The sequence below is a fragment of the Pseudomonas sp. NPDC087612 genome, from assembly GCF_044743505.1.
In the GTDB taxonomy this organism is placed as follows: domain Bacteria; phylum Pseudomonadota; class Gammaproteobacteria; order Pseudomonadales; family Pseudomonadaceae; genus Aquipseudomonas.
Genome location: NZ_JBIUWO010000010.1, coordinates 181105 through 207319, shown reverse-complemented (window position 1 = coordinate 207319; position 26215 = coordinate 181105). Strand labels below are relative to the sequence as shown.

Genomic DNA, 26215 nt, shown 5'->3' with positions numbered 1-26215 from the left:
CCCAATCTTGTGGCGCCTTCTCCGTTGTCGATAACCGATGCATCTTCTTTGCCCTTGGTACTGGCCGGCCCGTTGCTGCGCCGCCTCGAACCCACGCGCATCGTGTTCTGGCTGGTAGCCTGCGAGCCGCTGCAAGCTGAACTGCAACTGAGCTGCGCAGGCGTTTGCGCCGACATCCACTGCAAGGTTGTGCCGATTGGCCGTCAGGCGTTTGTCCACCTGCTCGACATCCGCCTCGACAGCCCGCTGCCGTGCGATGAGCAGATCGACTACGACCTGATCTTCAACAACCAGGGCATCGCCGACTACGCACCACACCTGCTTTACCCGGGCGCGCAACGGCCGAATTTCGTCCTGCGTTCACACCTGGAGCACCTGCTCCACGGCTCCTGCCGCAAACCCCACCACCCGGCGGCCGACGGCCTGCTGTGCGCCGATCGCCTGTTGCTGGAACATCCCACGCCATTGCAGCGCCCGGCCCTGCTGATGATGAGCGGTGACCAGGTGTATGCCGACGATGTCGCCGGGCCCATGCTGCGCGCCATACATGCGCTGATCGAGCGCCTGGGGCTGTTTGGCGAGCACCTGCAAGGCGCGGTGGTCGATGACAGCGCCGCGCTCTACCAGCACCCGGCCAGCTATTACCACCGCGCCGACCTGCTGCCGGCACTGGAGAGCAACGAAACCCTGCGCGAGCGCTTTTTCGGCGGCACGCGCAAGCCGATCTTCACCAGCAGCAACGCCGACAACCACCTGGTGACCTTCGCCGAAGTCATGGCCATGTACCTGCTGGTCTGGTCCCCGCTGCCCTGGGGCCTGATCGACGTGCAGATGCCACCCGGCCTCAATGCCGAGCGCCAGGCCCGCTACCGCCAGGAACAGCAACTGATCGACGGCTTTGCCAGCGGCCTTGGCGGGGTGGCGCGGGTATTGGCGCATTTGCCGAGCCTGATGATTTTCGATGACCACGACATCACCGATGACTGGAACCTGTCGGCGCAATGGGAAGAAACCGCCTACGGCCACCCGTTCTCCAAGCGCATCATCGGCAACGCCCTGCTCGGCTATATGCTGTGCCAGGGCTGGGGTAACAACCCGGATGCCTTTACCGGGCTACTGGAGCATTGCCAGGCCTTCAGCCACAGTGCCGACGCCGATGACTACCTCGACACGCCGCTGCAGGATGCGCTGATCAACGAGGTGCTGCGCTTTCAGGGTTGGCAGTTCGTCCTGCCCAGCAGCCCGGCGCTGCTGGTGCTCGATACCCGCACCCGGCGCTGGCGCAGTGAAAGCAACTTCAACAAACCCTCGGGCCTGCTCGACTGGGAAGCCTTAAGCGAGCTGCAACAGGCGCTGCTCGACCATCCTTCCGCGATCATCGTCTCGCCGGCGCCGATCTTCGGCGTCAAGCTGATCGAGAGCGTGCAGCGGGTATTCAGCTGGCTGGGTTATCCGCTATTGGTCGATGCCGAAAACTGGATGGCCCATCGCGGCGCGGCGCAGGTGATCCTGAACATCTTCCGCCACTCGCGCACACCGGGGCACTACGTGATTCTCTCCGGTGACGTGCACTACTCGTTCGTCTATGAGGTGCTGATCCGCCACCGCCAGCGCGCCCCGCACCTGTGGCAGATCACCAGCAGCGGCATCAAGAACCAGTTCCCCAAGCGTCTGTTGGACACCTTCGATCGCCTCAACCGCTGGCTGTACTCGCCACGCTCACCGCTCAACTGGTTTACCAAGCGCCGGCAAATGCAGGTGATGCCGCGCACACCCGCGCATAGCAAGGCCGGCGAGCGGCTGTGGAACAGCGCGGGCCTGGGCCAGGTGTTTTTCAATGAACAGGGGCAGCCGGCGCGGATTTTCCAGCTCAACGCCGATGGCAGCGCGGCGACCGAGTTTCCACCGCGCGAAGCTGACTGTTAAGTGATTTTTGACCGGCGCCAGAACGGCGCCCGGTCGACGATCAGGTGCGCTCGAGGGCGTTGACCAGGTCGTGGAAGGCTTCGCGGTTGGAATCGTTCAGACCCATGAGGATCTTGTGCGCCTCAAGCACCTTGGAGCGCACCACGTCTTCGTTCTGATCCTGCGACGGCAGGTCGGTCAGGCATTCCGGGCACGGGATCGGCCGGTCAACGATGTTGAACACCTGGTCGAAACCCATCGACTGCAACAGGCGGGTGATGTCGGCGTGGGTGGTGACCACCGTCGGCAACAACCCGACCTTTTGCCGCGACAGGATCGAGAGCTTGGCCAGCAAGCCCAAGGTGGTGCTGTCGATGCTGTGGGTTTCTGTCAGATCGATGACGATCGCCGAGAAATTCAGCGCCGTGAAGATCTTTTCAATCGTCGCATCCAGCGCCGAACACAAGGTCAGGCGCACTTCACCGACAAACTTCAGCACGAAGGTGCCATTCTGCTCGGCGAACTGGATTCTACCCGTACTCATTGAAGGTTCCTGCTCAACACCAATAGGGCGATATCATCCGGCATCTCCCCAAGCGTAGCTAATCCGAATCGTTGGCGCAGCCCATCCAGACTACCGCCTGCGGCCTTGATGATTTCAGGCAGGGCCGCCTCTTTATCTTTGAGTGTGTCACCGGGCAAAAGGTCCAGAATGCCATCAGACAGCAGCGTCAGGCTGAACTGCGGCGGCAACTCCAGGACGTGGTCCTGGTAGGTAGCCTCCTCGAACAAGCCGACCGGCAATCCGCGGCCCTCCAGATAACGGCTCTGGCCCGGGGTGTACAGCACTGGCAACGGCAGGTGACCACCGATGCTGTAGGTCATGATACCGGTGTCTTCGTCGATCACGCCGCCGACCATGGTCACATGCTTGCCCAGCTTGCAGTTGATCAGGCCGCGGTTGATGTGCCCGAGTACTTCCGACGGTTTGAAGTCACGCAAGTTGCCGCCGCGCTTGAATTCGAACAGCAGGCGCGTGGTCATGAACTTCAGCAGCACGGTGACGAAGGCCGAAGACGCGCCATGCCCGGAAACGTCTGCCAGGTAAAAGGCAATTCGCCGGTCATCGACACGGAAATAGTCGGCAAAGTCGCCCGACAGGTATAACGACGGAATGATCTGGTGCTCGAACGACAGGTCGTCGGCCACCCAGGGGCTTTCCGGCAGCATGTTCATCTGCACCTGACGCCCGGCGGTCTGGTCTTCCTGCAGCAGGTGCAGGCTGGCCTCAAGCTCGCGGTTGGCGGTTTCGAGCTTTTCCCGGTAGCGCTGGTTTTCCAGCACCAGACGCGCGCGGTCCAGGGCCCGGCGTACCGAATGCTCGAGCACCGCGAGGTCTTCGAGGGGCTTGATCAGGTAGTCGGCCGCGCCCAGGCGCAGGGCCTCGACGGCGTCGTTCATCACCCCGGCGCCCGATACCACGATCACCGGCAGTTCCGGCGCGCGCTCGGTTACCTGGCGAATCAGCTCCAGGCCGCCCATTTGCGGCATGCGCAGATCGCAGATCACCAGATCAGGATGTTCCTGTTCGAAGACCTGCAGGCCCTGCTGGCCATTGGCTGCCTGCAGGACGCTGAAACCGCTGTCTTCCAGGTAGGCGGCAAGACTCGCACGTACGACGTCGTCGTCATCGATTATCAGCAGCGTTGCACTGGTTTTCTGCATGTGGGCAAACGGCGCCAGGAATAGGTTGGGCGTAGGTGAGCATCGGCCCACGTACTGGATTCACTTCGAGCTACTCTTCTATGAGTTGTAGGACATCAAAACCTGTCCGGCAAATAGCAGAGGTGCCTTGTAAGGCGCAGACGGTACTCCCATCCGCCGGGCGTTTCAAGGGCACACCGATGGTCGCCGATGCTCTTTACAGCCGAAAGCACCGGGAGTTATAAAAACCCCTCCAACCGCAACGCAATGAAAGGATGCCGAGATGAGCTCAGGGCCCATGGACTACAGCGAGAAGCGCGATTTCATTCGCATGCGGGTGGAAGCAGATATCAGCCTGATCCACCAGGATCAAGTCATCGCCGCCGTCTGCCTCGACCTCTCCAGCAGTGGCATGCAGGTCCAGGCGCCGCAGCCGTTCACGGTTGGCGATCAACTCGAGGTGCGTATCGACTCCGACCATCCGGCACTCAAGGGCCTGGAAGCGAGCACAGAGGTGGTGTGGATTGCCGACCAGCAAGACGGCAAGCAGAAACTCGGCCTGCGCATCCTCAGCATGAAATAATTGCAGACACAAAAAAGGCGACCTGAAGGTCGCCTTTTGTTTACCCGCTCGGATCAGAAGTCGTCGACGACGGCGCCATCCTTGACCTTGAATTCGCGATTTTGCAGGTATGCATTGCGAATGAAGATGTATTTGTCGCCATTGATCAGCTTTTCAGCCGACAGCAGGCTCGCGCGGGTGTCGACCACATCGACGGCGGCGGCGGTGTTGCGGGTCGGCACGTGGTCGATGTAGCGGTAGGGTTCGGTGTAGGTGTCCGGGTACTTGCCGATGGCATCGCGCACAGTGCTCGGGCCGAGCAACGGCAGCATTACGTACGGGCCGCTGCTCACGCCCCAGTAGCCGAGGGTCTGGCCAAAGTCTTCGTCATTGCGCTGCAGGCCCATCTTGGTCCCGACATCGAAGAACCCGCCAATACCGAAGGTGGTGTTGACGATCAGCCGCGCAGTATCAACCCCGGCGGCGTGCGGCTTGAGCTGCAGCACGTTGTTGGCCAGGTTGGTGACGTCGCCCAGGTTGCGGAACATGTTGTGGATGCCGTCTTCGAGGAACTGCGGAGTGACCGCCTGGTACCCCTGTGCCAGCGGCTTGAGCGCGTAGGTGTCGAGCGTGTCGTTGAAGCGGAAGATCGGCCGGTTGATGCTTTCCCAGGGATCTTCTTCAGTGGCCGCCTGGGCCGCGACGACAGGCGCCAACAGTAGGCCGGCACAGACACAAGCCCGGGTCATCCGATCGATCAGGCCGATCCTACGCATAGTGTTACTCCTCGAACTAGGCAGACGCCGCGCGTCCTACGCCAAAAAATGAAGCAAGTATAAAGGCTCTGCTGCCGTTAAGCAGCTTGGCATAAACAACGTCGCAAAAATGTGAACAACTGTGTATCGGCAGCGTCACCAAAAAGTAACAACCCAAGCGTAGCCTGCAAAGTATTTCAGGGACGTTGCCATGCCAGACTCCCCCGCCATCACTGCCCTGCTGTTCGGCTTGCGCGGCTGCCTTGTCGAAGTGAACCCGGGCTCTGATGCCCAGGCACCCTGCCCCACTCCGGGCGCGCTGCCCACCCTTGACTGGCTGTATCAGCAAAAGGTTCCCTGTGCCTGGCTCGATGAGCTGCCGGCTGCAGACGGCAAACAAATGGCCAGCCCCTTGCCGGCCTGGCTCAATGCCTTCCCGGCCTGCAAGACCCCCTGGCCGGCACCGGATGCCTGCTGGCAGGCACTGATGAGCCTCAGGGCGGGCAAACTCGACGGTTGCGTGCTGGTCAGTGGCGAACCACGCCTGCTGCAGTCGGGCCTCAACGCCGGGTTGTGGACCATCGGCCTGGCCGCCTGCGGGCCCAGCAGCCAGTGGCAAGCCCTTGGCCCCAAAGAGCAGGAACGCCAGCGTGGCCAGGCCACCTTGCAGTTGTTTGCCCTGGGCGTGCACTCGGTGATCGACCACCTCGAAGCCCTGGCCGACTGCCTGGCAGACATCGGCCAGCGCCGGCGCAAAGGTGAAAAACCCTGAAACAGCACCTTTGATCAGGGTCATGCAAAGCGCTGGCCGGTGGATTACTCTAGTAGACAGGGCATGGACCTTTCACCCGCTAACGGGGTCCATGACTGTGCCTATTCATAGAGGGAGAACACCCATGCCTGCCCAAGAACTGCAAAAGCAACTCACTGAGCTGCGCGAGCAACTGGAGCAGAACCCGCCGCTTTCAGAAGAAGAGCGCCAACACCTGCATGAGCTGATGGAGAAGATCGAGGCCGAGATCAAGCTGGAAGCCGCGACCAAGGACAACAACCTGGTCGATGGCGTCAACCTCGCCGTGGAGCGCTTTGAAGTCGAGCACCCGGGCCTGACCGCCACCTTGCGCAATATCGTTCAGAGCCTGCAAAGCATGGGCATCTAAGCCCGCCGGAATAAAAAAGCCCCGTCATCGAACGGGGCTTTTCGTTACTGGCGAACCAGTCGCAGGTTCTGAAGGGTCACCTGTGTAGTACTGCGGTACGGGTTGATGTCCAGGCCGCCGCGGCGCACGTAACGGGCATAAACCGTCAGGTGTTCGGGGTTGAGCAGGCGCTTGAGGTCAAGGTAGATGCGCTCGACGCACTGCTCATGGAAGTCGGCATGCTGGCGGAAGCTGATCAGGTAGGTCAGCAGGCTGGCATGCTGCAGCGCCGCGCCACGGTAGTGCACGGTGACACTGCCCCAGTCCGGCTGGCCGGTGACCGGGCAGTTGGACTTGAGCAAATGGCTGTGCAGGGTTTCTTCAACAATGTTGGCGCTGTCGCAACGCAGCAACTCCGGCTGCGGTTGCTCGTAGTTGCTGATGCTGACATCCAGCTCATCGATGCACACGCCCGGCAAGCCGACCACGCCCTGCCCTTCGACCTCGGCCAGGCTGCGGACCTGCACGCCCACCGGCTTGCCGGCGGCAGCCGAGAGGTCCTTGACCAGGCATGCCTGCAGGGCAGCGGGCGATCCGAACACGGTCTGGTTCAGCGAGTTGAGGTACAGCTTGAACGACTTCGACTCGATGATGTTCGGCGAGTCGGCCGGGATGGCGAACTCACCGATTGCTACCACCGGCTTGCCCGACGCCAGCAACCAGGACAGCTCGAAGCAGTTCCAGAAATCGACGCCCTGCCATGGCAGGGTCTGGGCGCTGACGCCCAGCTCGGCCCATTTTGCCGCCCGCGGGATCGGGAACAGCAGCGAGGGTGTGTAGGTGGAGACGTATTCGCTGGATTTACCCAGCGGAGAATGTTCGGCGGCAGGATGCATGGCTAAAACCTGTAGGAGCAAATGCGCCTAGTTTATCGGTTTTAGGCCATGCTTTGGGCAATCGGCTGTTATTGGCCGATGGTCAGCTTGCCGACCATGCCTGCTTGATAATGGCCGGGCACGTTGCAGGCGAACTCGATTGGCGTCGACTGGCTGAAGGTCCACGTCAGTTCGGCGCTTTTGCCAGGTTCGACCATCACCGTGTTCGGATCGTCATGCTGCATGCTTGCGCCATGGTCCATACCGCCGTGCCCCATGGCGGAATGGTCCATCTGGCCTTGCATGGCGAGCATTTCTTTCTGGTGCCTGGCGTGCATTACAGCATCGCCGAGGCTGAACTCGTGGGCTACCGCGCCCTTGTTGACCAGCACGAAGCGCACGGTCTCCCCGGCCTTGACCTCAAGGCTGCGCGGCGCGTAATACATGTCGCCCATCACCACCTCGACGCTGCGGGCGGCCTTGCTCGCAGGCGCAGGCTGGCCGAAGGCGTAGGAATGCGCGGGCGACGCCAAGGCTGGAAGGCTGAACAGCGCCAGTGCGCCAATGATAAAAAGGTGTTTCATTTCAAGCCCACTCCAGGGTTGCGACGGTTCAGGCTTCACTGTAGAAAATCGCCGCTGGCAGTCACCTGACAAAAACATTACAACTTTGTCAGCTTGGCCACCCGCCACGCCCGCCGCGGTATAACCCTGCGGCAATCCACGTAAAAGAGCCAGCCGATGAAACTGTTGATCGTCGAAGACCAGACCAAGACCGGCCAGTACTTGTGCCAGGGCCTCAGTGAAGCGGGCTTTGCCACCGAGCTTGCCAGCGACGGCAATACCGGCCAGCACCTGGCCCTGACCGGCGACTATGACTTGCTGATCCTCGACGTCATGCTGCCGGGCCGCGATGGCTGGCAGATCCTCCAGGCGGTGCGCGCCGCCGGCCTGGAAATCCCGGTGCTGTTCCTCACCGCCCGCGACGCCGTCGAAGACCGCGTGCACGGCCTGGAACTGGGCGCCGACGATTACCTGGTCAAGCCGTTCGCCTTCTCTGAACTGCTGGCACGGGTGCGCAGCCTGCTGCGCCGCGGCAGCAGCCCGGCACAGGAAACCAGCCTGGGCCTGGCCGACCTGCGCCTGGACCTGATCCGCCGCCGGGTCGAACGCACAGGCCAGCGCATCGACTTGACCGCCAAGGAGTTCGCCCTGCTCGAACTGCTGCTGCGCCGCCAGGGCGAAGTGCTGCCCAAGTCGCTGATCGCCTCGCAGGTGTGGGACATGAACTTTGACAGCGACACCAACGTCATTGAAGTGGCGATCCGCCGCCTGCGCCTGAAGATCGACGATGCCCACGACAACAAGCTGATCCATACCGTGCGCGGCATGGGTTATGTGCTTGAAGAGCGCAGCGCCTGATGCGCCGCCTGTCCCTCGGTAGTCGCCTGGCACTGCTGTTTGCCGCCTGCACGGCAGTGGTGTCGCTGACTGCCGGTATCCTTTTTAGCCGCGCCAGCGCCACCCACTTCATCGAGCTCGACCAGCAACTGCTCAACAGCCGCCTGTCACTGCTGCGCCAGATGCTCGAAGGCGTGGACGACCCGGCCAGCCTCGCGCCGCGCCTGCCTGCCCTGCAAACCGAACTCAGCCACCAGGCCGACCTTGCCGTGCGCATTCGCGGCCGGGACGGGCGCATCTGGTTCGACAGCCAGGCCGGCCTGCCCGAGTCGCCGCAAGTGCTCGGCCTGAGCACCCTGCACAGCAGCGGCGTCGACTTTCGCAGCCTGTGTGTCAACCTCAACGGTGGCGACGCCCAGCTGACGCTGTTTCTCGACATCACCCACCATCAGCATTTCCTCCAGCGCATGCAGCAGCTGATCTGGCTGACTGTCGGCCTTTCGGCGCTGGCGACCGCGCTGCTCGGCGCCTGGGCCGCGCGCAGCGGGCTGCGGCCACTGCGGCAGATGGGCGAGGTGGCCTCCGGGGTATCGGCACGCTCGTTGACCACACGCCTGCCCGAAGGGCAAATGCCGGTGGAACTGGCAGAACTGGCGCAGACCGTCAACGCCATGCTCGAACGTCTGGACGACGCCTTTCAGCGCCTCTCGGCGTTCTCTGCCGACATTGCCCACGAGCTGCGCACGCCGCTGTCCAACCTGCTGACCCACACCCAGGTAACCCTGACCCGGCCGCGCAGCCTGGATGAATACCGCGAGGCGCTGCACAGCAACCTCGAAGAGCTGCAATGGATGGCGCAACTGGTCAACGACATGCTCTACCTGGCCAAGGCTGACCACGGCTTGCTGATGCCCAGCCGCCAGCAACTGGCGCTGGAGGACGAGGCCGATGCCTTGCTCGAATACTACGCACCGCTGGCTGAAGATGCCGAGGTAAGCCTGAGCCGTGAGGGCCAGGCGCCGCTTGCCGGCGACCGGCATATGCTGCGCCGGGCGCTGTCCAATTTGCTCGACAATGCCCTGCGCTTTACCGCGGCCGGCGGCGAGATACGTGTGACCATCGAGCGACACCAAGACGGAGTAAGGCTGCAGGTGGCCAACCGCGGTGAGCCGATTGACCCGGCGTTGCTGCCGAAACTGTTCGACCGCTTCTACCGGGCAGACCCGGCGCGGCGCGAAGGCAGCAGTGAGCATGCGGGGTTGGGGCTGGCGATTACCCGCTCGATCGTACAGGCGCACGGCGGGCGTATTCGCGGCGAGTCGGCTGGGGGCTGGACGCGGTTCGTGATCGACTTGCCGACGGTGTGAATACCATCTCGGGGCAAGCCCGCTCCTACAGCCGGTGTAGGAGCGGGCTTGCCCCGCGATCAGCCATCACTCGTAACGCAAGGCGTACGCCGGCTCTACCTGCGAAGCCCGCCAGGCCGGGTACAGGGTGGCCAGGAAGCTCATGATCAGGCCGGCGCTACAGATCAGCGCCACGTCGCCCCATTGCAGTTCCGACGGCAAGGTACTGATGAAGTACACGTCCGAGGTGAAGATGTGCTGGCCGCTGACCCGCTCCAGCCAGCCGACGATCTGGCTGACGTTGAGCGCGGCAATCACCCCCAGCACGCCGCCGATCAAGGTACCGACGATACCGATCAGGCTGCCCTGGACCATGAAGGTGCCCATGATCTGCGCCGGCGTTGCGCCGATGGTGCGCAGGATGGCGATGTCGGCGCCCTTGTCGTTGACCACCATGATCAGCGTGGCAATGATGTTGAACGCCGCCACGGCGATGATCAGCAGCAGCAACAGGCCGATCATGGTCTTTTCCATCTTCATGGCACTGAACAGGCTGCCCTGGGTGTGGGTCCAGTCATCGGCGCGGTATTGCTCGCCAAGGCTTGTGGTAATCGCCTTGGACACCTGCGGCGCCGCGTACAGGTCCTTGACCTTGAGGCGCACGCCCTGCACCTGGTTCGGCGCCCAGCGTTGCATCTGCGCGGCGTCGGCCATGTGCATCAGGCCCAGCGAGCCGTCGAGCTCGGCGCCGACCTTGAATACCCCGACCACGTTCAGGCGCTGCATGCGCGGGGTGATGCCACCCGGCGCGCTGCTGACTTCGGGCACGATCAGGGTCAGCTTGTCGCCGACATTGAGACGAAAGCGGCGCGCGGTGATTTCACCGATGACCACGCCGAACTCACCCGGCTTGAGGTCTTCAAGGTTGCCCTGGACGATATGCTGGGCAACGATCGAGACCTTGCCCTCCTCGGCCGGGTCGATGCCGCTGACCTGGATCGGCTGCATCGAGCCCTTGTAAGAGAGCATGCCTTCCATCTCGGTCAGTGGCGCGGCGGCGATCACTTCAGGGTTTTTCAAGGCTTGCGCCGCCACCGGCCGCCAGTCGTCCAGCGGCTGGGCACCGAGCACGCTGGCGTGCGGCACCATGCCGAGGATGCGCGAGCTCATTTCGCGCTGGAAGCCGTTCATCACCGACAGCACCACGATCATCGCCAGCACGCCCAGGGACAGGCCGATCATCGAGGTCATGGAAATGAACGAGATGAAATGGTTGCGGCGCTTGGCGCGGGTGTAGCGCGCGCCGATGAAAATAGACAAGGGTCTGAACATGAACGAAAGCACCCGGGTAAAGAAAAGGAACCAGGTGCCCGCCTGACAGCGGCGGGCACGTTGCGCGGGCAATCAGATCGGTACCAGGTGCCCGTCTTCCAGGCGTAGTACGCGGTCCATCTGGCGCGCCAGGTTGAGATCGTGGGTCACCACCAGGAAGGCCGTCTGCGAAGAGCTGCTGAGCTCCTGCATCAAGTCCTGGATGCCCTGGGCGGTGTGATGGTCGAGGTTGCCGGTGGGCTCGTCGAGCATCACCAGCCCCGGACGGTTGACCAGCGCCCGGGCGATTGCCACGCGCTGGCGTTCGCCACCGGACAGCTCGGCCGGCTTGTGGCTCAGGCGATGGCCCAGGCCGACGCGCTTGAGCAGCGCTTCGGCGCGCTCGCGGGCTTCGGGGATGGCGGTGCGACCGATCAGCAGCGGCATGCACACGTTCTCCAGCGCCGTGAACTCCGGCAGCAGGTGGTGGAACTGGTAGACGAAGCCCAGGGCGCGGTTGCGCAGCAGGCCACGGGCGCGTTCGCCCAATGCCGAGAGCTCTTCGCCGGCCAGCCAGACGCTGCCTTCGGTCGGGGTATCGAGGCCGCCGAGCAGGTTGAGCAAAGTACTCTTGCCTGAACCGGAGCTACCGACGATCGCCACCCGCTCGCCCGGGTGCAGCTCCAGCTGCAGGCCGGACAATACCTGGACTTTCTCCGGGCCTTCCTCGTAGGACTTGCCCAGGTTGCGGCAACTCAGCACTGCTTTATCACTCATGCCCAACTCACTCATAACGTAGCGCCTCCGCAGGCTGGGTGCGTGCCGCACGCCAGGCCGGATACAGGGTGGCGAGGAAACTCAGGACCAATGCCGCACCGCAGACCATCCACACGTCCTCGGCCATGATCTGCGATGGCAGGTAGTCGATGAAGTAGACGTCGGCATTGAGGAACTTGTGCCCGATCAGGGTCTCGATGCCGGCAATCGCGGCGCTGACATTGAGCGCGGCGAAAATGCCCACCAGCGCGCCGATCAGGGTGCCGACCACGCCGATCACCGTGCCCTGGACCATGAAGATGGCCATGATCTGCCCCGGTGTCGAGCCCAGGGTGCGCAAGATGGCGATGTCGCCCTTCTTGTCGTTGACCACCATCACCAGGGTGGAAATGATGTTGAACGCGGCCACCGCGACAATCAGCAGCAACAGCAGGCCGATCATGGCTTTTTCCATGCGGATCGCCTGGTACAGGTTGCCGTGGCTACGGGTCCAGTCGCGGGCGTAGAACTCCTGCTCGCCCAGCTTCTGGGCGATGTCCCAGGCAACCCGGGGGGCCTGGAACAGGTCGTCGAACTTCAGGCGCAGGCCCTGCACCTGGTCGGCTTTCCAACGGTGCAGGCGCGACAGGTCCGACAGGTTGGTCAGGCCCAGGTAGCCGTCGATTTCACCGGCGCCGACATGGAAGATGCCGACCACGGTAAAGCGCTTCATGCGTGGGAACATGCCGGCCGGAGTGACGGTGACCTCGGGGGCGACGAAGGTCAGTTTGTCACCGATGCCGACGCCCAGCTTGGCCGCCGCCTTGTCGCCGATCATGATGCCGAAGCCGCCAGGGGCCAGGTCATCGAGCTTACCCTCGCGGATAAAGTCGTCGATGATCGAGACCTTGCGCTCCTGGGCCGGGTCGATGCCGTTGAGCAGCACCTTCTGCACCTTGCCGTCATGGGTCAGCAGGCCCTGCATCTGGGTGAAGGGCGCCACCGCCAGAACCTGCGGGTTCTGCTTTACTTGACTGGCAAGGGCGGGCCAGTCGTTGATCGGCTGGCCGGTTTCCAGTGTGGCGTGGGGCACCATGCCCAACACCCGGGTGCGCATCTCGTGATCGAAGCCATTCATGACCGACAACACCACGATCATCACGACAACGCCCAGGGCGAGGCCGATCATCGAGGTCAGGGAAATGAACGAGACGAAGTGGTTGCGACGCTTAGCACGGGTATAACGCGTGCCGATGAATACGAAGAGAGGTCTGAACATGTCGGGGCTTGTTCGGATGAAAGAGGAACGTCCTTGTGGCGGGGCTTGATTAGCAGCTTTACACTCAGACCACCGCCGCTACCATGGGTTCGCCATGTCGACATTAGATGAAGAAGATCGCCGCGAATACTACCGTATCGAGGATCGGATCGCACTGGAAATTAGCCCGTTGAGCGCCGCCGAAGCGCTTGGCACAGACTTGTTGCAAGATACTTCACCGCTGTTCAACCTGCTCAGTGAACTGCACCTGAGCGAGTTCGAGTCCCAGCACCTGCTGCGCCAGCTCAGTGACAAGGACCGCACCCTGGCGGCCTTTCTCAAGGCCCAGAACAAACGCATCGATCTGCTCAGTGCCGTGGTTGCGCAGACCCTGCTCGGGCAATTGAGCGCGCCGCAGGCGGTAGTGCTGTCCGAGGGCGGCATCGAGTTCAACCGCGCCGAGCCGCTGGCGGCCGGCGAGCGCGTGGCCGTGAAGATGGTGTTGATGCCCCAGGCCCTGGGCTTGCTGCTGCGCGCCAAGGTCACCCATTGCGACCGCCAGGCCGACGGCCAGTACGAGATCGGCACCGAGTTCGTCGACACCACCGACGCCCAGCGCCAGCTGCTGGCCCGCTACATCCTGCAACGCCAAGCGCAACAACGACGCCAGGCCCTGGAGCAGAACGACCCAAGCGCCTCCTGAGTTTCACTTATTTGTTGAAGGAACAGACGTGACCACGATTTACGGCCACCGCGGCGCCAAGGGCGAAGCCCCCGAAAACACCCTCACCAGCTTCCAGCAGTGCCTCAAGCATGGCGTGCGCCGCTGCGAGCTCGACCTGCACCTGTCGGCTGACAACCAGCTGATGGTGATTCACGACCCCAGCCTCAAGCGCACCACCGGCCGGCGCGGCAAGGTGGTTGAACATAGCGCCGCCGACCTTGCCACCTACGACGCGCGCAAGGGTGGCCCGGGCTGGGTCTCGCCCTGCCCGATCCCGCGACTTGAGGAGCTGTTTGAAAAGTGCGATTTCGAGCACTGGCAGCTTGAGGTCAAGAGCGCCTCGCGCACCCGCGCCGCCACCACGGTGCTGGCGATCCGCGAAATGGCCCAGCAGTTCGGCCTGCTCGACAAGATCACCATCACCTCAAGCTCACGGGAAGTGCTGGGCGCAGCGCTGGAGCTGACTCCGGATATTTCCAGGGGACTGGTGGCCGAGTACGCCTGGCTCGACCCGCTGAAGGTCGCCCAGAACTACGGCTGCAACTTGCTGGCGTTGAACTGGACACTGTGCACCCCCGAGCGCCTGATCAAGGCCCAGCGCCAGGGTTTGCACGTGTCGGTGTGGACAGTCAACGAGCCGGCGCTGATGCGCAGGCTCGCCGACTTCGGCGTAGACAGCCTGATTACAGACTTTCCCGGTTTGGCCAGCGCCACCCTCGAGAATCGCTGAAATCGGTCTCCCCGGCCGGCTCAGGCCACCGGCCGGAGCCGCTCAAAAAAGCCGGTTGAGGCCGTCGTAAGCCGCTACCCGATAGGCTTCGGCCATGGTCGGGTAGTTGAAGGTGGTGTTGACGAAGTACTTCAGGGTATTGCGCTCACCCGGCTGGTCCATGATCGCCTGACCGATGTGGACGATCTCCGAGGCCTGGTAGCCGAAGCAGTGCACGCCGAGGATTTCCAGGGTTTCGCGGTGGAACAGGATCTTCAGCATGCCTTGTGGCTCACCGGCAATCTGCGCCCGGGCCATGCTCTTGAAGAAGGCCTTGCCGACTTCGTAAGGCACCTTGGCCTGGGTCAGCTCCTGCTCGTTCTTGCCGATCGAGCTGATCTCAGGAATGGTGTAGATGCCGGTCGGCACATCGTTGACGAAGCGCCAGCTGCCATTGTCGACGATACTGCCGGCAGCCGAGCGGCCCTGGTCGTGGGCGGCACTGGCCAGGCTCGGCCAGCCGATCACGTCACCGGCACCGTAGATGTTCGCCACGTGGGTGCGGTAGTTTTCGTCGACTTCGATCTGGCCACGGCTATTGACCTTGATGCCGATGTTTTCCAGGCCCAGCTTGTCGGTGTTGCCGGTACGGCCGTTGCACCAGAGCAAGGCATCGGCCTTGATCTTCTTGCCGGATTTCAGGTGCAGGATCACCCCGTTGTCCAGGCCTTCGACACGCTCGTACTCTTCGTTGTGGCGCACGGTGATGTTGTTGTTGCTGAAGTGGTAGCTCAACGCCTGGGAGATTTCCGAGTCGAGGAAGCTCAGCAACTGGCCGCGGTTGTCTACCAGCTCTACCAGCACACCCAGGCCGCTGAAGATCGAGGCGTACTCGCAGCCGATCACGCCGGCGCCGTAGACGATCAGTTTGCGCGGGGTGTGGCCGAGGCTGAGGATGGTGTCGCTATCGTAGATTCGCGGGTGGTGGAAATCGATATCGGCCGGGCGATACGGGCGCGAACCGGTGGCGATGATGATGTGCTTGGCCACCAGCTTCTCGACCACGCCGTTGGCGCAGACCACTTCGATGGTCTGCTCGTCGGCGAAGCTGCCGGTGCCGAAGAACACGTCGACGCGGTTGCGGGCGTAGTAGCCGGTGCGCGAGGCCACCTGCTTGGAGATCACCTTCTCGGCGCTTTTCAGCACGTCGGGGAACGAGAACCAGCGCGGCTCACCAATGGCCCGGAACATCGGGTTGGTGTTGAACTGCATGATCTGGCGCACCGAGTGACGCAGGGCCTTGGACGGAATGGTACCCAGGTGGGTGCAGTTGCCGCCGACCTGGCGACGGCTATCGACCATCGCCACCTTGCGTCCTGCTTTGGCAGCATTCATTGCCGCCCCTTCTCCTGCGGGGCCGGAACCCAGCACCACTACGTCGTAGTTGTAGACAGCCATGCGTACTCCTTCAGAACAGGCCCACGCGCCACATCGGCGGGCGGGGCTACCTCATGCCGCCAGCGGCGCCATGCAAAAATTCGGGTGCAGTCTAATCAAGCTTGAACGCCGCGCACATTAACCCTTGGTCGCGTCGTAGGCTATTTTTCTCTGCACTACATGTATTCATTGTCAGTTCACCAGCACCTGGGCAAACGCCGGCGTGCTGCGGGAGACGAAACCATCGGCAACCCGGGTCACGAACACTGCGCCAATCCCGTGCCGAAGGGCAAACTCCCAGCCGCGCTCAGGCCCGAGAATCAGCAGCAAGGTCGAATAACCATCAGCCATCAGCGTCGAGCGGTCAAACACCGTCACCGAGGCCAGCTCGTGTTTCACGGGTTTTCCCTGGCGCGCATCGAAGGTGTGTGAATAGCGCTGGCCATTCTCCTCGAAATAATTGCGATAGTCACCGGAGGTCGATACACCAAACCCGTCCACGTCCAGCACTTGCTGGGCTATCTGGCGGTCAGCGCGGGGCAGTTCCAGCGCCACTTTCCACGGGCTGCCGTCGGCCTTGCGCCCGATCGCCTTGAGTTCACCTGTCGCCTCGACCAGCAAATTCGCGACCCCCAGGGCTTTTAGCCGCTCCACCAGCAGGTCTACCGCATGCCCGGCGGCGATGCTGTTGAAGTCCACTTCCACCGGCGCATCCTTGCACAGCTGCTCGCCAACTATGCGCAAATGCCCATGCCCGACCCGCTGGCGAGTGGCAGCCAGGGCCTGGGCATCCGGTACTTTTTCCATCCGCGACTGCGGGCCAAAGCCCCACAGGTCGAGCAAGGGCTCCACGGTCAGGTCAAAAGCGCCGTCACTTTGCTGCGCCAGTTGCTCGCCGACCCGCACAAGTTGCAGTACATCGGCCGGCATCGACTGACAGCTATTGGCCGGCAGCCTGTTGAAAGCTTCGGTCAAAGAATCACTACGGTAGGTGGAAAAACGCCTGTCGACACCCTCGAGAATCCGCTCGACCTCGCGCTTGACCAGCTCCGGTGCCGGCCCCTGGGGCGTACGCACATACTGCACGGTGTAGCTGCTGCCCATGGTCGGGCCACTGATGCGCTCCAGGGTGTTGCCCTGCCCGCACCCGGCCAGGCCCAGCATCGCACCGATCAACACTGCCTTGCGCATCCAGCCTCCAGGGAAAATTCAGGCAAAAAAAACGGGAACCCTGAGGTTCCCGTCTTTCACGATCAAGCCAAGCTTAGCGTGGGAAAGCAGGCGGATTGACGCCAGCCATGTCTTCCATCACGCGCACTACCTGGCAGCTGTAACCGAATTCGTTGTCGTACCAGACGTACAGGACAACACGGTTATCGTTGCAGATGGTGGCTTCGGCATCGACCACACCGGCGTGGCGCGAACCGACGAAGTCGGTGGAGACCACTTCCTGGGAGCTCACGTAGTCGATCTGCTTGTGCAGGTCCGAGTGCATGGCCATCTGGCGCAGGTACTCGTTGATCTCTTCGCGATTGGTGGCTTTTTCCAGGTTCAGGTTGAGGATGGCCATCGACACGTTCGGCGTTGGTACGCGGATCGCATTGCCGGTCAGCTTGCCCTTGAGCACTGGCAGTGCCTTGGCGGCTGCAGTGGCGGCACCGGTCTCGGTGATAACCATGTTCAGCGGCGCGGCGCGGCCACGACGGCTGCCCTTGTGGAAGTTGTCGATCAGGTTCTGGTCGTTGGTGAACGAGTGAACGGTTTCAACGTGGCCGTTGACGATACCGAACTTGTCGTTGACCGCTTTGAGCACAGGAACGATGGCATTGGTGGTGCAGGAAGCCGCGGAGATGATCTTGTCATCAGCGCTGATTTCGCCATGGTTGATGCCGTGCACGATGTTCTTCAGCGCGCCCTTGCCAGGTGCGGTGAGGATCACGCGGGCCGCGCCCGGGCAGGCCAGGTGCTGGCCCAGGCCGTCGGCGTCGCGCCATACACCGGTGTTGTCGACGATCAGGGCATTCTCGATGCCGTACTGGGTGTAGTCGACTTCGCTCGGGTTCTTGGCGTAGATAACCTGGATCAGGTTGCCGTTGGCGGTGATGGTGTTGTTGGCTTCGTCGATGGTGATGGTGCCATCAAACGGGCCGTGCACCGAGTCACGACGCAGCAGGCTGGCACGCTTGACCAGATCGTTCTCGGCGCCTTTGCGCACGACGATGGCGCGCAGACGCAGGCCGTCGCCACCACCGGTTTTTTCGATCAGGATGCGCGCCAGCAGGCGGCCGATACGACCGAAGCCGTACAGCACGACGTCGGTGCCTTTGCGTGCCGAAGCGTTTTGCTGGCCAACCACGTCAGCCATTTCTTCACGCACGAACTGCTCGGCAGTACGGCCGTTGCCTTCTTGCTTGAACTTGTTGGCCAGCTTGCCCAGGTCGACCGAAGCGGCGCCCAGTTTCAGCTCGCTCATGGCTTTGAGCAGCGGGAATGTCTCGTGTACAGACAGTTCGGTTTCGTCGGTCTGGCGATGACGGGCAAAGCGGTGTGCTTTGAGGATCGAGATCACCGAGCGGTTGATCAGGCTACGGCCATAGATCGAGCTCACCACATTGTTATTGCGGTAGAGCTGACCGATAAGCGGGATCATCGCTTCTGCAAGCGCTTCACGATCAATCCACTCACCAAGACACTGGTCGGGCTTCTGAGTCACGGGAACCTTCCACATGTAGGGACAGAAAAAAGGGGCTACATTATGACGCCCCGCAGCCCATCGGGCAATGAGCGCCTGTCGCCAGCATCGCACTACATGCTTTTAGCCTGCACAAACCTGACAGCGCGGGCCTGCGCCCGGTACAATTGGCGTCTTTGTCGCAACGCTTGGAGCTCGACCTCCCGTGCCTGTTCTGCGTCTACCGCACCTGCCGGCCACTGCCGGCAAACAAACCTGGGGCAACCTGCCGGGCGCCGCCCTGAGCCTGGCCATTGCCGAAGCGGCCAGCGCCGCCAAACGCTTCACCCTGCTGCTGACCGCCGACAGCCAGAGCGCTGACCGCCTCGAGCAGGAGCTGCGCTTTTTTGCGCCCGAGCTGCCGGTGCTGCCGTTCCCCGACTGGGAAACCCTGCCCTACGACCTGTTCTCGCCGCACCAGGACATCATCTCCCAGCGCATCTCCAGCCTGTACCGGCTGCCGGAGCTCGACCACGGCATTCTCGTGGTGCCGATCACCACCGCCCTGCACCGCCTGGCGCCGACGCGCTTCCTGCTCGGCAGCAGCCTGGTGCTGGACATCGGCCAGAAGCTCGATGTCGAGCAGATGCGCACGCGTCTTGAAGCCAGCGGCTACCGCTGTGTCGACACGGTCTACGAGCACGGTGAATTTGCCGTGCGCGGCGCCTTGATCGACCTGTTCCCGATGGGCAGCAAGCTGCCGTACCGCATCGACCTGTTCGATGACGAAATCGAGACCTTGCGCACCTTCGACCCGGAAACCCAGCGCTCGATCGACAAGGTCGAGTCGGTGCGGCTGCTGCCGGCCCGCGAGTTCCCGCTGCAAAAAGATGCGGTGACGCGTTTCAAGGCGCGCTTTCGCGAGCGCTTCGACGTTGATTTTCGCCGCTGCCCGATCTTCCAGGACCTTTCCAGCGGCATCACCCCGGCCGGTATCGAGTATTACCTGCCGCTGTTCTTCGACGACACCTCGACCCTGTTCGACTACCTGCCCCAGGACACCCAGGTGTTCTCCCTGCCCGGTGTCGAGCAGGCCGCCGAACACTTCTGGAGCGATGTACGCAACCGTTATGAGGAGCGTCGCATCGACCCGGCGCGGCCGCTGCTGCCGCCGGCCGAGCTGTTCATGCCGGTGGAAGACTGCTTTGCCCGGCTCAAAAGCTGGCCGCGGGTGGTGGTCAGCCAGGGTGACCTCGACAGCGGGGTCGGCCGCGAACGCTTCCCGGCCCAGGTCCTGCCCAACCTTGCCATCGAAGCCAAGGCTAACCAGCCATTGGCGGCGCTGTCGGGGTTTCTCGAGACGTTCCCTGGCCGCGTGCTGTTCACCGCCGAATCGGCGGGGCGCCGCGAAGTATTGCTGGAACTGCTCGAACGCCTGAAGCTGCGCCCGCAGACCGTCGACAGCTGGAGCGCTTTCGTCGCTGGCAAGGCGCGCCTGGCGATCACCATCGCCCCGCTGGACGAAGGCCTGCTGCTGGACGACCCGGCCATTGCCCTGGTCGCCGAGAGCCCGCTGTTCGGCCAGCGGGTGATGCAGCGCCGGCGCCGCGACAAGCGCAGCGACGCCAACAACGATGCGGTGATCAAAAACCTCACCGAGCTGCGCGAAGGCGCGCCGGTGGTGCATATCGACCATGGCGTGGGCCGCTACCTGGGCCTGGCGACCCTGGAAATCGACAACCAGGCCGCCGAGTTCCTCACCCTCGAATACGCCGAGGGCGCCAAGCTCTATGTGCCGGTAGCCAACCTGCACCTGATCGCCCGCTACACCGGCAGCGACGACGCCCTGGCGCCGCTGCACCGGCTCGGCTCCGAAGCCTGGCAGAAAGCCAAGCGCAAGGCTGCCGAACAGGTGCGCGACGTCGCCGCCGAACTGCTCGACATCTATGCCCGCCGCGCCGCGCGCAAAGGCTATGCCTTCGCCGACCCGTCGGTGGACTACGCCACCTTCAGCGCAGGCTTCCCCTTCGAGGAAACCCCCGACCAGCAGAGCGCTATCGAGGCGGTGCGCGAGGACATGCTCGCGGCCAAGCCGATGGACCGCCTGGTGTGCGGCGACGTCGGCTTCGGCAAGACCGAAGTGGCCATGCGCGCGGCGTTCATTGCCGTGCATGGCGGTCGCCAGGTGGCGATCCTGGTGCCCACCACCCTGCTCGCCCAGCAGCACTACAACAGTTTTCGCGACCGCTTTGCCGACTGGCCGGTAACGGTCGAAGTGATGAGCCGCTTCAAGTCGCCCAAGGAAGTCGCTGCCGCGGTGGCGGACCTGGCCGAAGGCAAGATCGACATCGTCATTGGCACCCACAAGCTGTTGCAGGACGACGTCAAGATCAAAGACCTGGGCCTGGTGATCATCGACGAAGAACACCGCTTCGGTGTGCGCCAGAAAGAACAGCTCAAGGCCCTGCGCAGCGAGGTGGACATCCTCACCCTGACCGCCACGCCAATCCCGCGCACGCTGAACATGGCCGTAGCCGGCATGCGCGACCTGTCGATCATCGCCACGCCGCCGGCACGCCGGCTGTCGGTGCGCACCTTCGTCATGGAGCAGAACAAGAGCACGGTCAAAGAGGCGTTGCTGCGTGAGCTGCTGCGCGGTGGCCAGGTGTACTACCTGCACAATGATGTAAAGAGCATCGAAAAATGCGCCGCCGACCTCGCCGAACTGGTGCCAGAAGCCCGCATCGGCATCGGCCATGGGCAGATGCGCGAACGCGAACTCGAACAGGTGATGAGCGACTTCTACCACAAGCGCTTCAACGTGCTGATCGCCTCGACCATCATCGAGACCGGCATCGACGTGCCGAGTGCCAACACCATCATCATCGAGCGCGCCGACAAGTTCGGCCTGGCCCAGTTGCACCAGTTGCGCGGCCGGGTCGGGCGCAGCCACCACCAGGCCTACGCCTACCTGCTCACCCCGCCGCGCCAGCAGATCACCGCGGATGCCGAGAAGCGCCTGGAAGCCATCGCCAACACCCAGGACCTGGGCGCAGGTTTCGTCCTGGCCACCAACGACCTGGAAATCCGCGGCGCCGGCGAGCTGCTCGGCGAAGGCCAGAGCGGGCAGATCCAGGCAGTCGGCTTCACCCTGTACATGGAAATGCTCGAGCGCGCGGTCAAGGCCATCCGCAAGGGCGCCCAGCCGAACCTCGACCAGCCGCTGGGCGGCGGCCCGGAAATCAACCTGCGCCTGCCGGCGCTGATTCCCGAGGACTACCTGCCGGATGTCCACGCGCGGCTGATCCTCTACAAGCGCATCGCCTCGGCGGTGGATGAAGACGGCCTCAAGGACCTGCAAGTGGAGATGATCGACCGCTTCGGCCTGCTGCCGGAGCCGACCAAGAACCTGGTGCGCCTGACCCTGCTCAAGCTGCAGGCGGAAAAGCTCGGGATCAAGAAAGTCGATGCCGGGCCCAATGGCGGCAAGATCGAGTTCGAATCGGAAACCCCGGTCGATCCGCTGGTGCTGATCAAGCTGATCCAGAGCCTGCCAAAACGCTACAAGTTCGAAGGCGCCACCCAGTTCAAGTTCCTGGTGCCGATGGAGCGTCCGGAAGAACGCTTCAACAACCTTGAGGCGCTGTTCGAGCGCCTGACCCCACAATCTGCGTGAAGGAAGTTCCATGCGTGTAATGCGTAGCCTGACCCTGCTGCTGGCGCTGATCGCCCCGGCAGCCTTTGCCGATGGCACTTTTCAGGTCGAAATGATCCTGGTACGGCAAAACGCCGTGCCGGCGATCACCATCAAGTCGGCTCCGGAAGACTGGCGCAACGGCGCCCAGGCCATCCAGGAAGGTGACCTGCGCCAACCGGCGCTCAATGACGAAGCGGCCAAGCTTGCCGCCGACCCGCAGTACACCGTGCTGCTGCACAAGGCCTGGAAACAGGACGCAGGCACAGTGGCGATCAGCGACGGCGAAGAACACTTCGGCCAGTTCCCCATCGCCGGCAACCTGAGCATCAAGGAAGAGCGCTTCATCGCCGCAGAAGCCAACTTCTGGGTCAACCAGTTCGACGGCAACGGCAGCGTGCTGCAGAGCGAAGCATTCAAGCAGAGCAACAGCAACATGAAAAATGGCGAGTTGACCTTCCTCGATGGCGGACACCTGGCCGTGCTGCTGAAAGTTACTACCCACCGCCCAGTCAGCGCCCCCGCTGCGCCTGCGGAGATGATGGAGCAGTAACCCGATGCCTAACGATGGTCTTGCCCCCACACCTCACCTGATCCTGGGCAGCCACGAGTTCAGCGCCTACGTGCCGCAAACCGGCCGGATGCAGCGCCAGCACCAGCACCGGGCGGCGCTGTCGTTCAACTATGACGGCATTCGTGCCAGCGGCAGGCAAGGCAAGGAAGCCGGCCGCCTGGACGTCAGCAGCCAACGCCTACAGCGCCACGCCGAAGCCGAAAGTCAGATCCGCCAAACCCTTCAACGCCTGGGCTTCAAGGTCGCCACCCGGCAAAGCAAAGCCTTGCCGGAGAGTGCCGGCGACCTGCTGGAGCTGGCTTCCGAAGCGGCCTGGCTGCGTTTCATGCTCAACGATCTGCCCAGCCTGCGCGAGCAAGGCTGGGAGATCGAGTACACCGAGGACTTCGCCTTCAACCTCGCCGAGGTTGACGACTGGTATGCGCACATCGACGAAGCCGGCGGCCGCGACTGGTTCGACCTGGAGCTGGGTATCGAGGTCAATGGCCAGCGCCTGAGCCTGCTGCCGATTCTGCTCAATGTGCTACGCAGCCACCCGGAGCTGCTTAACCCGGCGCAACTGCACAAGCGTCGCGACGACGAGCAGTTGCTGGTGCAGATCCCCGCCCCCGCCGGTGAAGCACGGCGCAATCTGCAAGTGGCCTTGCCCTACGGCCGCCTCAAGCCGGTGCTGGCCACCCTGGGTGATTTTTACCTGCGCGAACCCGGCGAAACCAGCGTGCGCCTGCCGACCCTGGACGCCACCCGCCTCAACGACCTGGAAGACCTGCCGTTGAGCTGGCAAGGTGGCGAACAGGTGCGCAGCCTGGGCGAACGGCTGCGCGATATTCGCTTGCAGCCGGCACAAACCCCGGATGGCCTGAACGCCACCCTGCGCCCCTATCAGCTTGAAGGCCTGAGCTGGATGCAGGCCCTGCGCGAGCTGCAGGTTGGCGGTATCCTCGCCGACGACATGGGCCTGGGCAAAACCCTGCAGACCCTCGCCCACCTGCTCTGCGAAAAGAACGCCGGGCGCCTGACCCACCCGGCGATGGTGGTGATGCCCACCAGCCTGATCCCCAACTGGCAGGACGAAGCTGCGCGCTTCGCCCCAGGCTTGCGCGTACTGGCCCTGCAGGGCATTGGCCGGCGCAGGCATTTCGACAACCTGCAGGACTACGACCTGCTGCTGACCACCTACGCCCTGCTGCCCAAGGACCTGGAGCACTTCAAGGGCCTGATGCTGGATGTGCTGATCCTCGACGAGGCGCAGTACATCAAGAGCCCGAACAGCAAGGCGGCCCAGGCGGCGCGCCAGCTCGAAGCACGCCAGCGCCTGTGCCTGAGCGGCACGCCGCTGGAAAACCACCTGGGCGAGCTGTGGTCGCTGTTTCACTTCCTGCTGCCTGGCTGGCTGGGCGATGCCAAGGTCTTCAATCGCGACTACCGCGTGCCGATAGAGCGCCAGGGCAACGATGAACGCCTGCAGTACCTGAATGCGCGAATCAAGCCCTTCCTGCTCAGGCGCACCAAGGAGCAGGTGGCCACCGAACTGCCGGCCAAGACCGAAATGATCCACTGGGTCGAGCTAAGCGATGCCCAGCGTGACGTGTACGAAACCATGCGCCTGGCCATGGACCAGAAAGTGCGCGCCGAAATCACCCGCAAGGGCGTGGCGCGCAGCCAGATCATCATTCTCGAAGCGCTGCTCAAGTTGCGCCAGGTGTGCTGCGATTTACGCCTGATCAACAGCGAAGCCTCGACCGCGCGCGGCGCCCACTCCGGCAAACTCACCAGCCTGATGGAAATGCTCGAAGAACTGCTGGCCGAAGGGCGACGCGTCCTGCTGTTCTCGCAGTTCACCAGCATGCTGCGGCTGATCGAGGCCGAACTGCAGCACCGCGGTATCGCCTATGCCCTGCTGACCGGCGAGACCCGCGATCGCCGCTCGCCGGTGCAGGACTTCCAGAGCGGGCAATTGCAGATCTTCCTGATCAGCCTCAAGGCCGGTGGTGTGGGCTTGAACCTGACCGCGGCCGATACCGTGATCCACTACGATCCGTGGTGGAACCCGGCCGCGGAAAACCAGGCCACCGACCGTGCCTACCGCATCGGCCAGGAGAAGCCGGTGTTCGTCTACAAGCTGATTACCCGGGGCACGGTGGAAGAAAAGATCCAGCAGTTGCAACTGGAGAAATCGGCGTTGGCGGCGGGTGTGCTGGATGGGCGTCAGGCGGGGGACTGGCGTTTGGCGGCGGAGGATATCGATGCGTTGTTTGCGCCGTTGCCGGGGAAGCGGCACGGCACAAGATCTGGTTGAATTCATCGCGGGTCAAGCCCGCTCCCACCCTGTGGGAGCGGCGGTGCGGCGACCCGACTTGACCCGCGATTGCCATCAATCGACCAGTTGCGCTTCCTTCAGCGCCCCCAGGGCCTCCAGCCAGCGCGGCTGCTGACGGTAGTCGGTACGGGCAAAGCCCTGCCCACGCATCTGCGCAATCCGCGGCGAAGGCTTGACCTTCAGGCGCTGGGCCGCGCTCAGGGCAAGTTCCGCCGCCGCACGGTCATTGCACACCAGCCCCATGTCGCAGCCGGCACTCAGCGCCGCTTCGATGCGGCTGGCCGCATCGCCGACCACGTGGGCGCCAGCCATGGACAGGTCATCACTGAAGATCACCCCGTTGAAACCCAGCTCGCCACGCAGGATGTCCTGCAACCAGCGGCGGGAGAAACCGGCCGGCTGGTTGTCGACCTGCGGGTAGATCACGTGGGCCGGCATTACTGCCGCCATTTGTCCGCTCAAGCGGGTGAACGGCACCAGGTCGGCTGCGCGGATCTGCTCCAGGCTGCGCTCGTCGGTAGGGATCGCCACATGGGAATCGGCCTCGGCCCAGCCATGACCGGGGAAATGCTTGCCGCAAGCGGCCATGCCCGCAGCGTTCATGCCGCGGATAAAAGCACCGGCAAGCAACGTGGCGCGCTGTGGATCGCCTTCAAAGGCACGGCTGCCGACCACCGCGCTGCGCTGGTGATCGAGGTCCAGCACCGGCGCAAAGCTCAGGTCCAGGCCCACCGCCAGCACCTCGGTGGCCATCAGCCAACCGCACTGTTCGGCCAGATAGTCGGCGTTGTCGTTGTCGGCAATCGCGCGCATCGCCGGCAGGCGCACAAAGCCCTGGCGCAAGCGCTGGACCCGACCGCCCTCCTGGTCCACCGCCAGGATCAGCTCCGGGCGAATGGCGCGAATCGAGGCACACAGCTCACGCACCTGGCGCGGGCTTTCAATGTTGCGGGCAAAGATGATCAGGCCGGCCACTTCGGGCTGGCGCAAAAGCTGGCGGTCCTCGGCGGTCAGCCAGGTACCGGCGATGTCGACCATCAGGGAGCCTTGCAGGCTGGCACTCATAATTGATCCT

The 26215-nt window shown here is 63.2% G+C and carries 23 protein-coding genes; 11 read left to right on the top strand and 12 right to left on the bottom strand.

The genetic code is table 11. The features are described from left to right. The first annotated feature begins 30 nt into the window (after positions 1 to 30). Positions 31 to 1926, top strand: a complete 1896-nt coding sequence (locus ACIOVF_RS21335; RefSeq protein WP_401292375.1) for an alkaline phosphatase D family protein — start codon at positions 31 to 33, stop codon at positions 1924 to 1926. A gap of 40 nt (positions 1927 to 1966) precedes the next feature. On the opposite strand, the gene rssC is transcribed toward ACIOVF_RS21335, so the two are convergent. Together rssC and rssB are read right to left on the bottom strand one after the other, a co-directional pair. Beyond that, entirely contained in the window at positions 1967 to 2449 is a 483-nt protein-coding gene (rssC, locus tag ACIOVF_RS21330; protein WP_038994382.1) for an anti-sigma factor antagonist RssC, read from the bottom strand. After that, positions 2446 to 3630, bottom strand: coding sequence for a two-component system response regulator RssB (gene rssB / locus ACIOVF_RS21325; protein WP_045194857.1), 1185 nt, complete (start codon positions 3628 to 3630; stop codon positions 2446 to 2448). Before rssB ends, rssC begins: the two co-directional genes overlap by 4 nt. Positions 3631 to 3892: 262 nt before the next feature. Between rssB and ACIOVF_RS21320 the strand changes: the two genes are divergently transcribed. After that, positions 3893 to 4192, top strand: a complete 300-nt coding sequence (locus ACIOVF_RS21320; protein ID WP_401292279.1) for a PilZ domain-containing protein — start codon at positions 3893 to 3895, stop codon at positions 4190 to 4192. A 53-nt stretch (positions 4193 to 4245) separates the two neighbouring features. Here ACIOVF_RS21320 and ACIOVF_RS21315 read toward each other — a convergent pair whose 3' ends face one another. Next, a complete protein-coding gene (locus tag ACIOVF_RS21315) occupies positions 4246 to 4947 on the bottom strand; it encodes a VacJ family lipoprotein (RefSeq protein ID WP_045194864.1) in 702 nt (233 codons plus the stop codon). A gap of 190 nt (positions 4948 to 5137) precedes the next feature. Between ACIOVF_RS21315 and ACIOVF_RS21310 the strand changes: the two genes are divergently transcribed. Next, positions 5138 to 5698 (top strand): hypothetical protein, encoded by a 561-nt coding sequence (locus ACIOVF_RS21310; RefSeq protein ID WP_045194865.1) that lies wholly within the window; start codon positions 5138 to 5140, stop codon positions 5696 to 5698. Positions 5699 to 5822: 124 nt separating this feature from the next. Then, the gene (locus tag ACIOVF_RS21305) at positions 5823 to 6086 is read left to right on the top strand and encodes a DUF4404 family protein (RefSeq protein ID WP_045194866.1); all 264 of its coding nucleotides are present in this window, start codon (positions 5823 to 5825) and stop codon (positions 6084 to 6086) included. Positions 6087 to 6130: 44 nt separating this feature from the next. On the opposite strand, the gene queF is transcribed toward ACIOVF_RS21305, so the two are convergent. Beyond that, on the bottom strand, positions 6131 to 6961 hold the full coding sequence (gene queF, locus ACIOVF_RS21300; protein WP_401292274.1) for an NADPH-dependent 7-cyano-7-deazaguanine reductase QueF: 831 nt from the start codon (positions 6959 to 6961) through the stop codon (positions 6131 to 6133). Positions 6962 to 7029: 68 nt separating this feature from the next. Next, positions 7030 to 7524, bottom strand: a complete 495-nt coding sequence (locus ACIOVF_RS21295) for a plastocyanin/azurin family copper-binding protein (protein WP_401292271.1) — start codon at positions 7522 to 7524, stop codon at positions 7030 to 7032. A gap of 156 nt (positions 7525 to 7680) precedes the next feature. Between ACIOVF_RS21295 and ACIOVF_RS21290 the strand changes: the two genes are divergently transcribed. Together ACIOVF_RS21290 and ACIOVF_RS21285 are read left to right on the top strand one after the other, a co-directional pair. Then, a complete protein-coding gene (locus ACIOVF_RS21290) occupies positions 7681 to 8361 on the top strand; it encodes a heavy metal response regulator transcription factor (RefSeq protein ID WP_045194874.1) in 681 nt (226 codons plus the stop codon). Next, positions 8358 to 9707, top strand: a complete 1350-nt coding sequence (locus ACIOVF_RS21285) for a heavy metal sensor histidine kinase (protein ID WP_401292372.1) — start codon at positions 8358 to 8360, stop codon at positions 9705 to 9707. The genes ACIOVF_RS21290 and ACIOVF_RS21285 overlap by 4 nt, the downstream gene beginning before the upstream one ends. Positions 9708 to 9773: 66 nt before the next feature. Here ACIOVF_RS21285 and ACIOVF_RS21280 read toward each other — a convergent pair whose 3' ends face one another. The 3 genes from ACIOVF_RS21280 to ACIOVF_RS21270 form a co-directional block, all read right to left on the bottom strand. Then, positions 9774 to 11018: a lipoprotein-releasing ABC transporter permease subunit gene (locus ACIOVF_RS21280; protein ID WP_258607550.1), complete on the bottom strand. Its 1245-nt coding sequence runs from the start codon at positions 11016 to 11018 to the stop codon at positions 9774 to 9776. A gap of 72 nt (positions 11019 to 11090) precedes the next feature. Beyond that, positions 11091 to 11774 carry a lipoprotein-releasing ABC transporter ATP-binding protein LolD gene (gene lolD, locus ACIOVF_RS21275; RefSeq protein WP_176794235.1) on the bottom strand — a complete coding sequence of 228 codons (684 nt, stop codon included), beginning with the start codon at positions 11772 to 11774 and terminating at the stop codon, positions 11091 to 11093. A gap of 7 nt (positions 11775 to 11781) precedes the next feature. Then, the gene (locus ACIOVF_RS21270; RefSeq protein WP_045194878.1) at positions 11782 to 13032 is read right to left on the bottom strand and encodes a lipoprotein-releasing ABC transporter permease subunit; all 1251 of its coding nucleotides are present in this window, start codon (positions 13030 to 13032) and stop codon (positions 11782 to 11784) included. Between the two features lie 94 nt (positions 13033 to 13126). On the opposite strand from ACIOVF_RS21270, the gene ACIOVF_RS21265 reads away from it, so the two are divergent. Beyond that, positions 13127 to 13714, top strand: a complete 588-nt coding sequence (locus ACIOVF_RS21265) for a PilZ domain-containing protein (RefSeq protein WP_045194879.1) — start codon at positions 13127 to 13129, stop codon at positions 13712 to 13714. A 28-nt stretch (positions 13715 to 13742) separates the two neighbouring features. Beyond that, positions 13743 to 14465 carry a glycerophosphodiester phosphodiesterase gene (locus ACIOVF_RS21260; RefSeq protein WP_045194882.1) on the top strand — a complete coding sequence of 241 codons (723 nt, stop codon included), beginning with the start codon at positions 13743 to 13745 and terminating at the stop codon, positions 14463 to 14465. A gap of 42 nt (positions 14466 to 14507) precedes the next feature. On the opposite strand, the gene sthA is transcribed toward ACIOVF_RS21260, so the two are convergent. The 3 genes from sthA to ACIOVF_RS21245 form a co-directional block, all read right to left on the bottom strand. After that, the gene (gene sthA, locus ACIOVF_RS21255) at positions 14508 to 15902 is read right to left on the bottom strand and encodes a Si-specific NAD(P)(+) transhydrogenase (protein ID WP_038994353.1); all 1395 of its coding nucleotides are present in this window, start codon (positions 15900 to 15902) and stop codon (positions 14508 to 14510) included. 171 nt (positions 15903 to 16073) lie between these two features. Beyond that, positions 16074 to 17072: an FAD:protein FMN transferase gene (locus ACIOVF_RS21250; protein ID WP_045194886.1), complete on the bottom strand. Its 999-nt coding sequence runs from the start codon at positions 17070 to 17072 to the stop codon at positions 16074 to 16076. A 73-nt stretch (positions 17073 to 17145) separates the two neighbouring features. Further along, positions 17146 to 18609 (bottom strand): glyceraldehyde-3-phosphate dehydrogenase, encoded by a 1464-nt coding sequence (locus tag ACIOVF_RS21245; protein WP_045194887.1) that lies wholly within the window; start codon positions 18607 to 18609, stop codon positions 17146 to 17148. Positions 18610 to 18778: 169 nt separating this feature from the next. Here ACIOVF_RS21245 and mfd point away from each other — a divergent pair, with 169 nt between their 5' ends. From mfd to ACIOVF_RS21230, 3 genes are read left to right on the top strand one after another with little or no spacing between them, the layout of a single operon-like run. Further along, the gene (mfd, locus tag ACIOVF_RS21240) at positions 18779 to 22228 is read left to right on the top strand and encodes a transcription-repair coupling factor (RefSeq protein WP_401292263.1); all 3450 of its coding nucleotides are present in this window, start codon (positions 18779 to 18781) and stop codon (positions 22226 to 22228) included. Between the two features lie 10 nt (positions 22229 to 22238). Continuing rightward, entirely contained in the window at positions 22239 to 22799 is a 561-nt protein-coding gene (locus ACIOVF_RS21235) for a CsiV family protein (protein ID WP_045194890.1), read from the top strand. Positions 22800 to 22803: 4 nt separating this feature from the next. Beyond that, the gene (locus ACIOVF_RS21230) at positions 22804 to 25119 is read left to right on the top strand and encodes a DEAD/DEAH box helicase (protein ID WP_401292259.1); all 2316 of its coding nucleotides are present in this window, start codon (positions 22804 to 22806) and stop codon (positions 25117 to 25119) included. Positions 25120 to 25194: 75 nt separating this feature from the next. Here ACIOVF_RS21230 and nagZ read toward each other — a convergent pair whose 3' ends face one another. Then, positions 25195 to 26193, bottom strand: a complete 999-nt coding sequence (nagZ, locus tag ACIOVF_RS21225) for a beta-N-acetylhexosaminidase (RefSeq protein WP_176794328.1) — start codon at positions 26191 to 26193, stop codon at positions 25195 to 25197. Between the last annotated feature and the right edge of the window lie 22 nt (positions 26194 to 26215).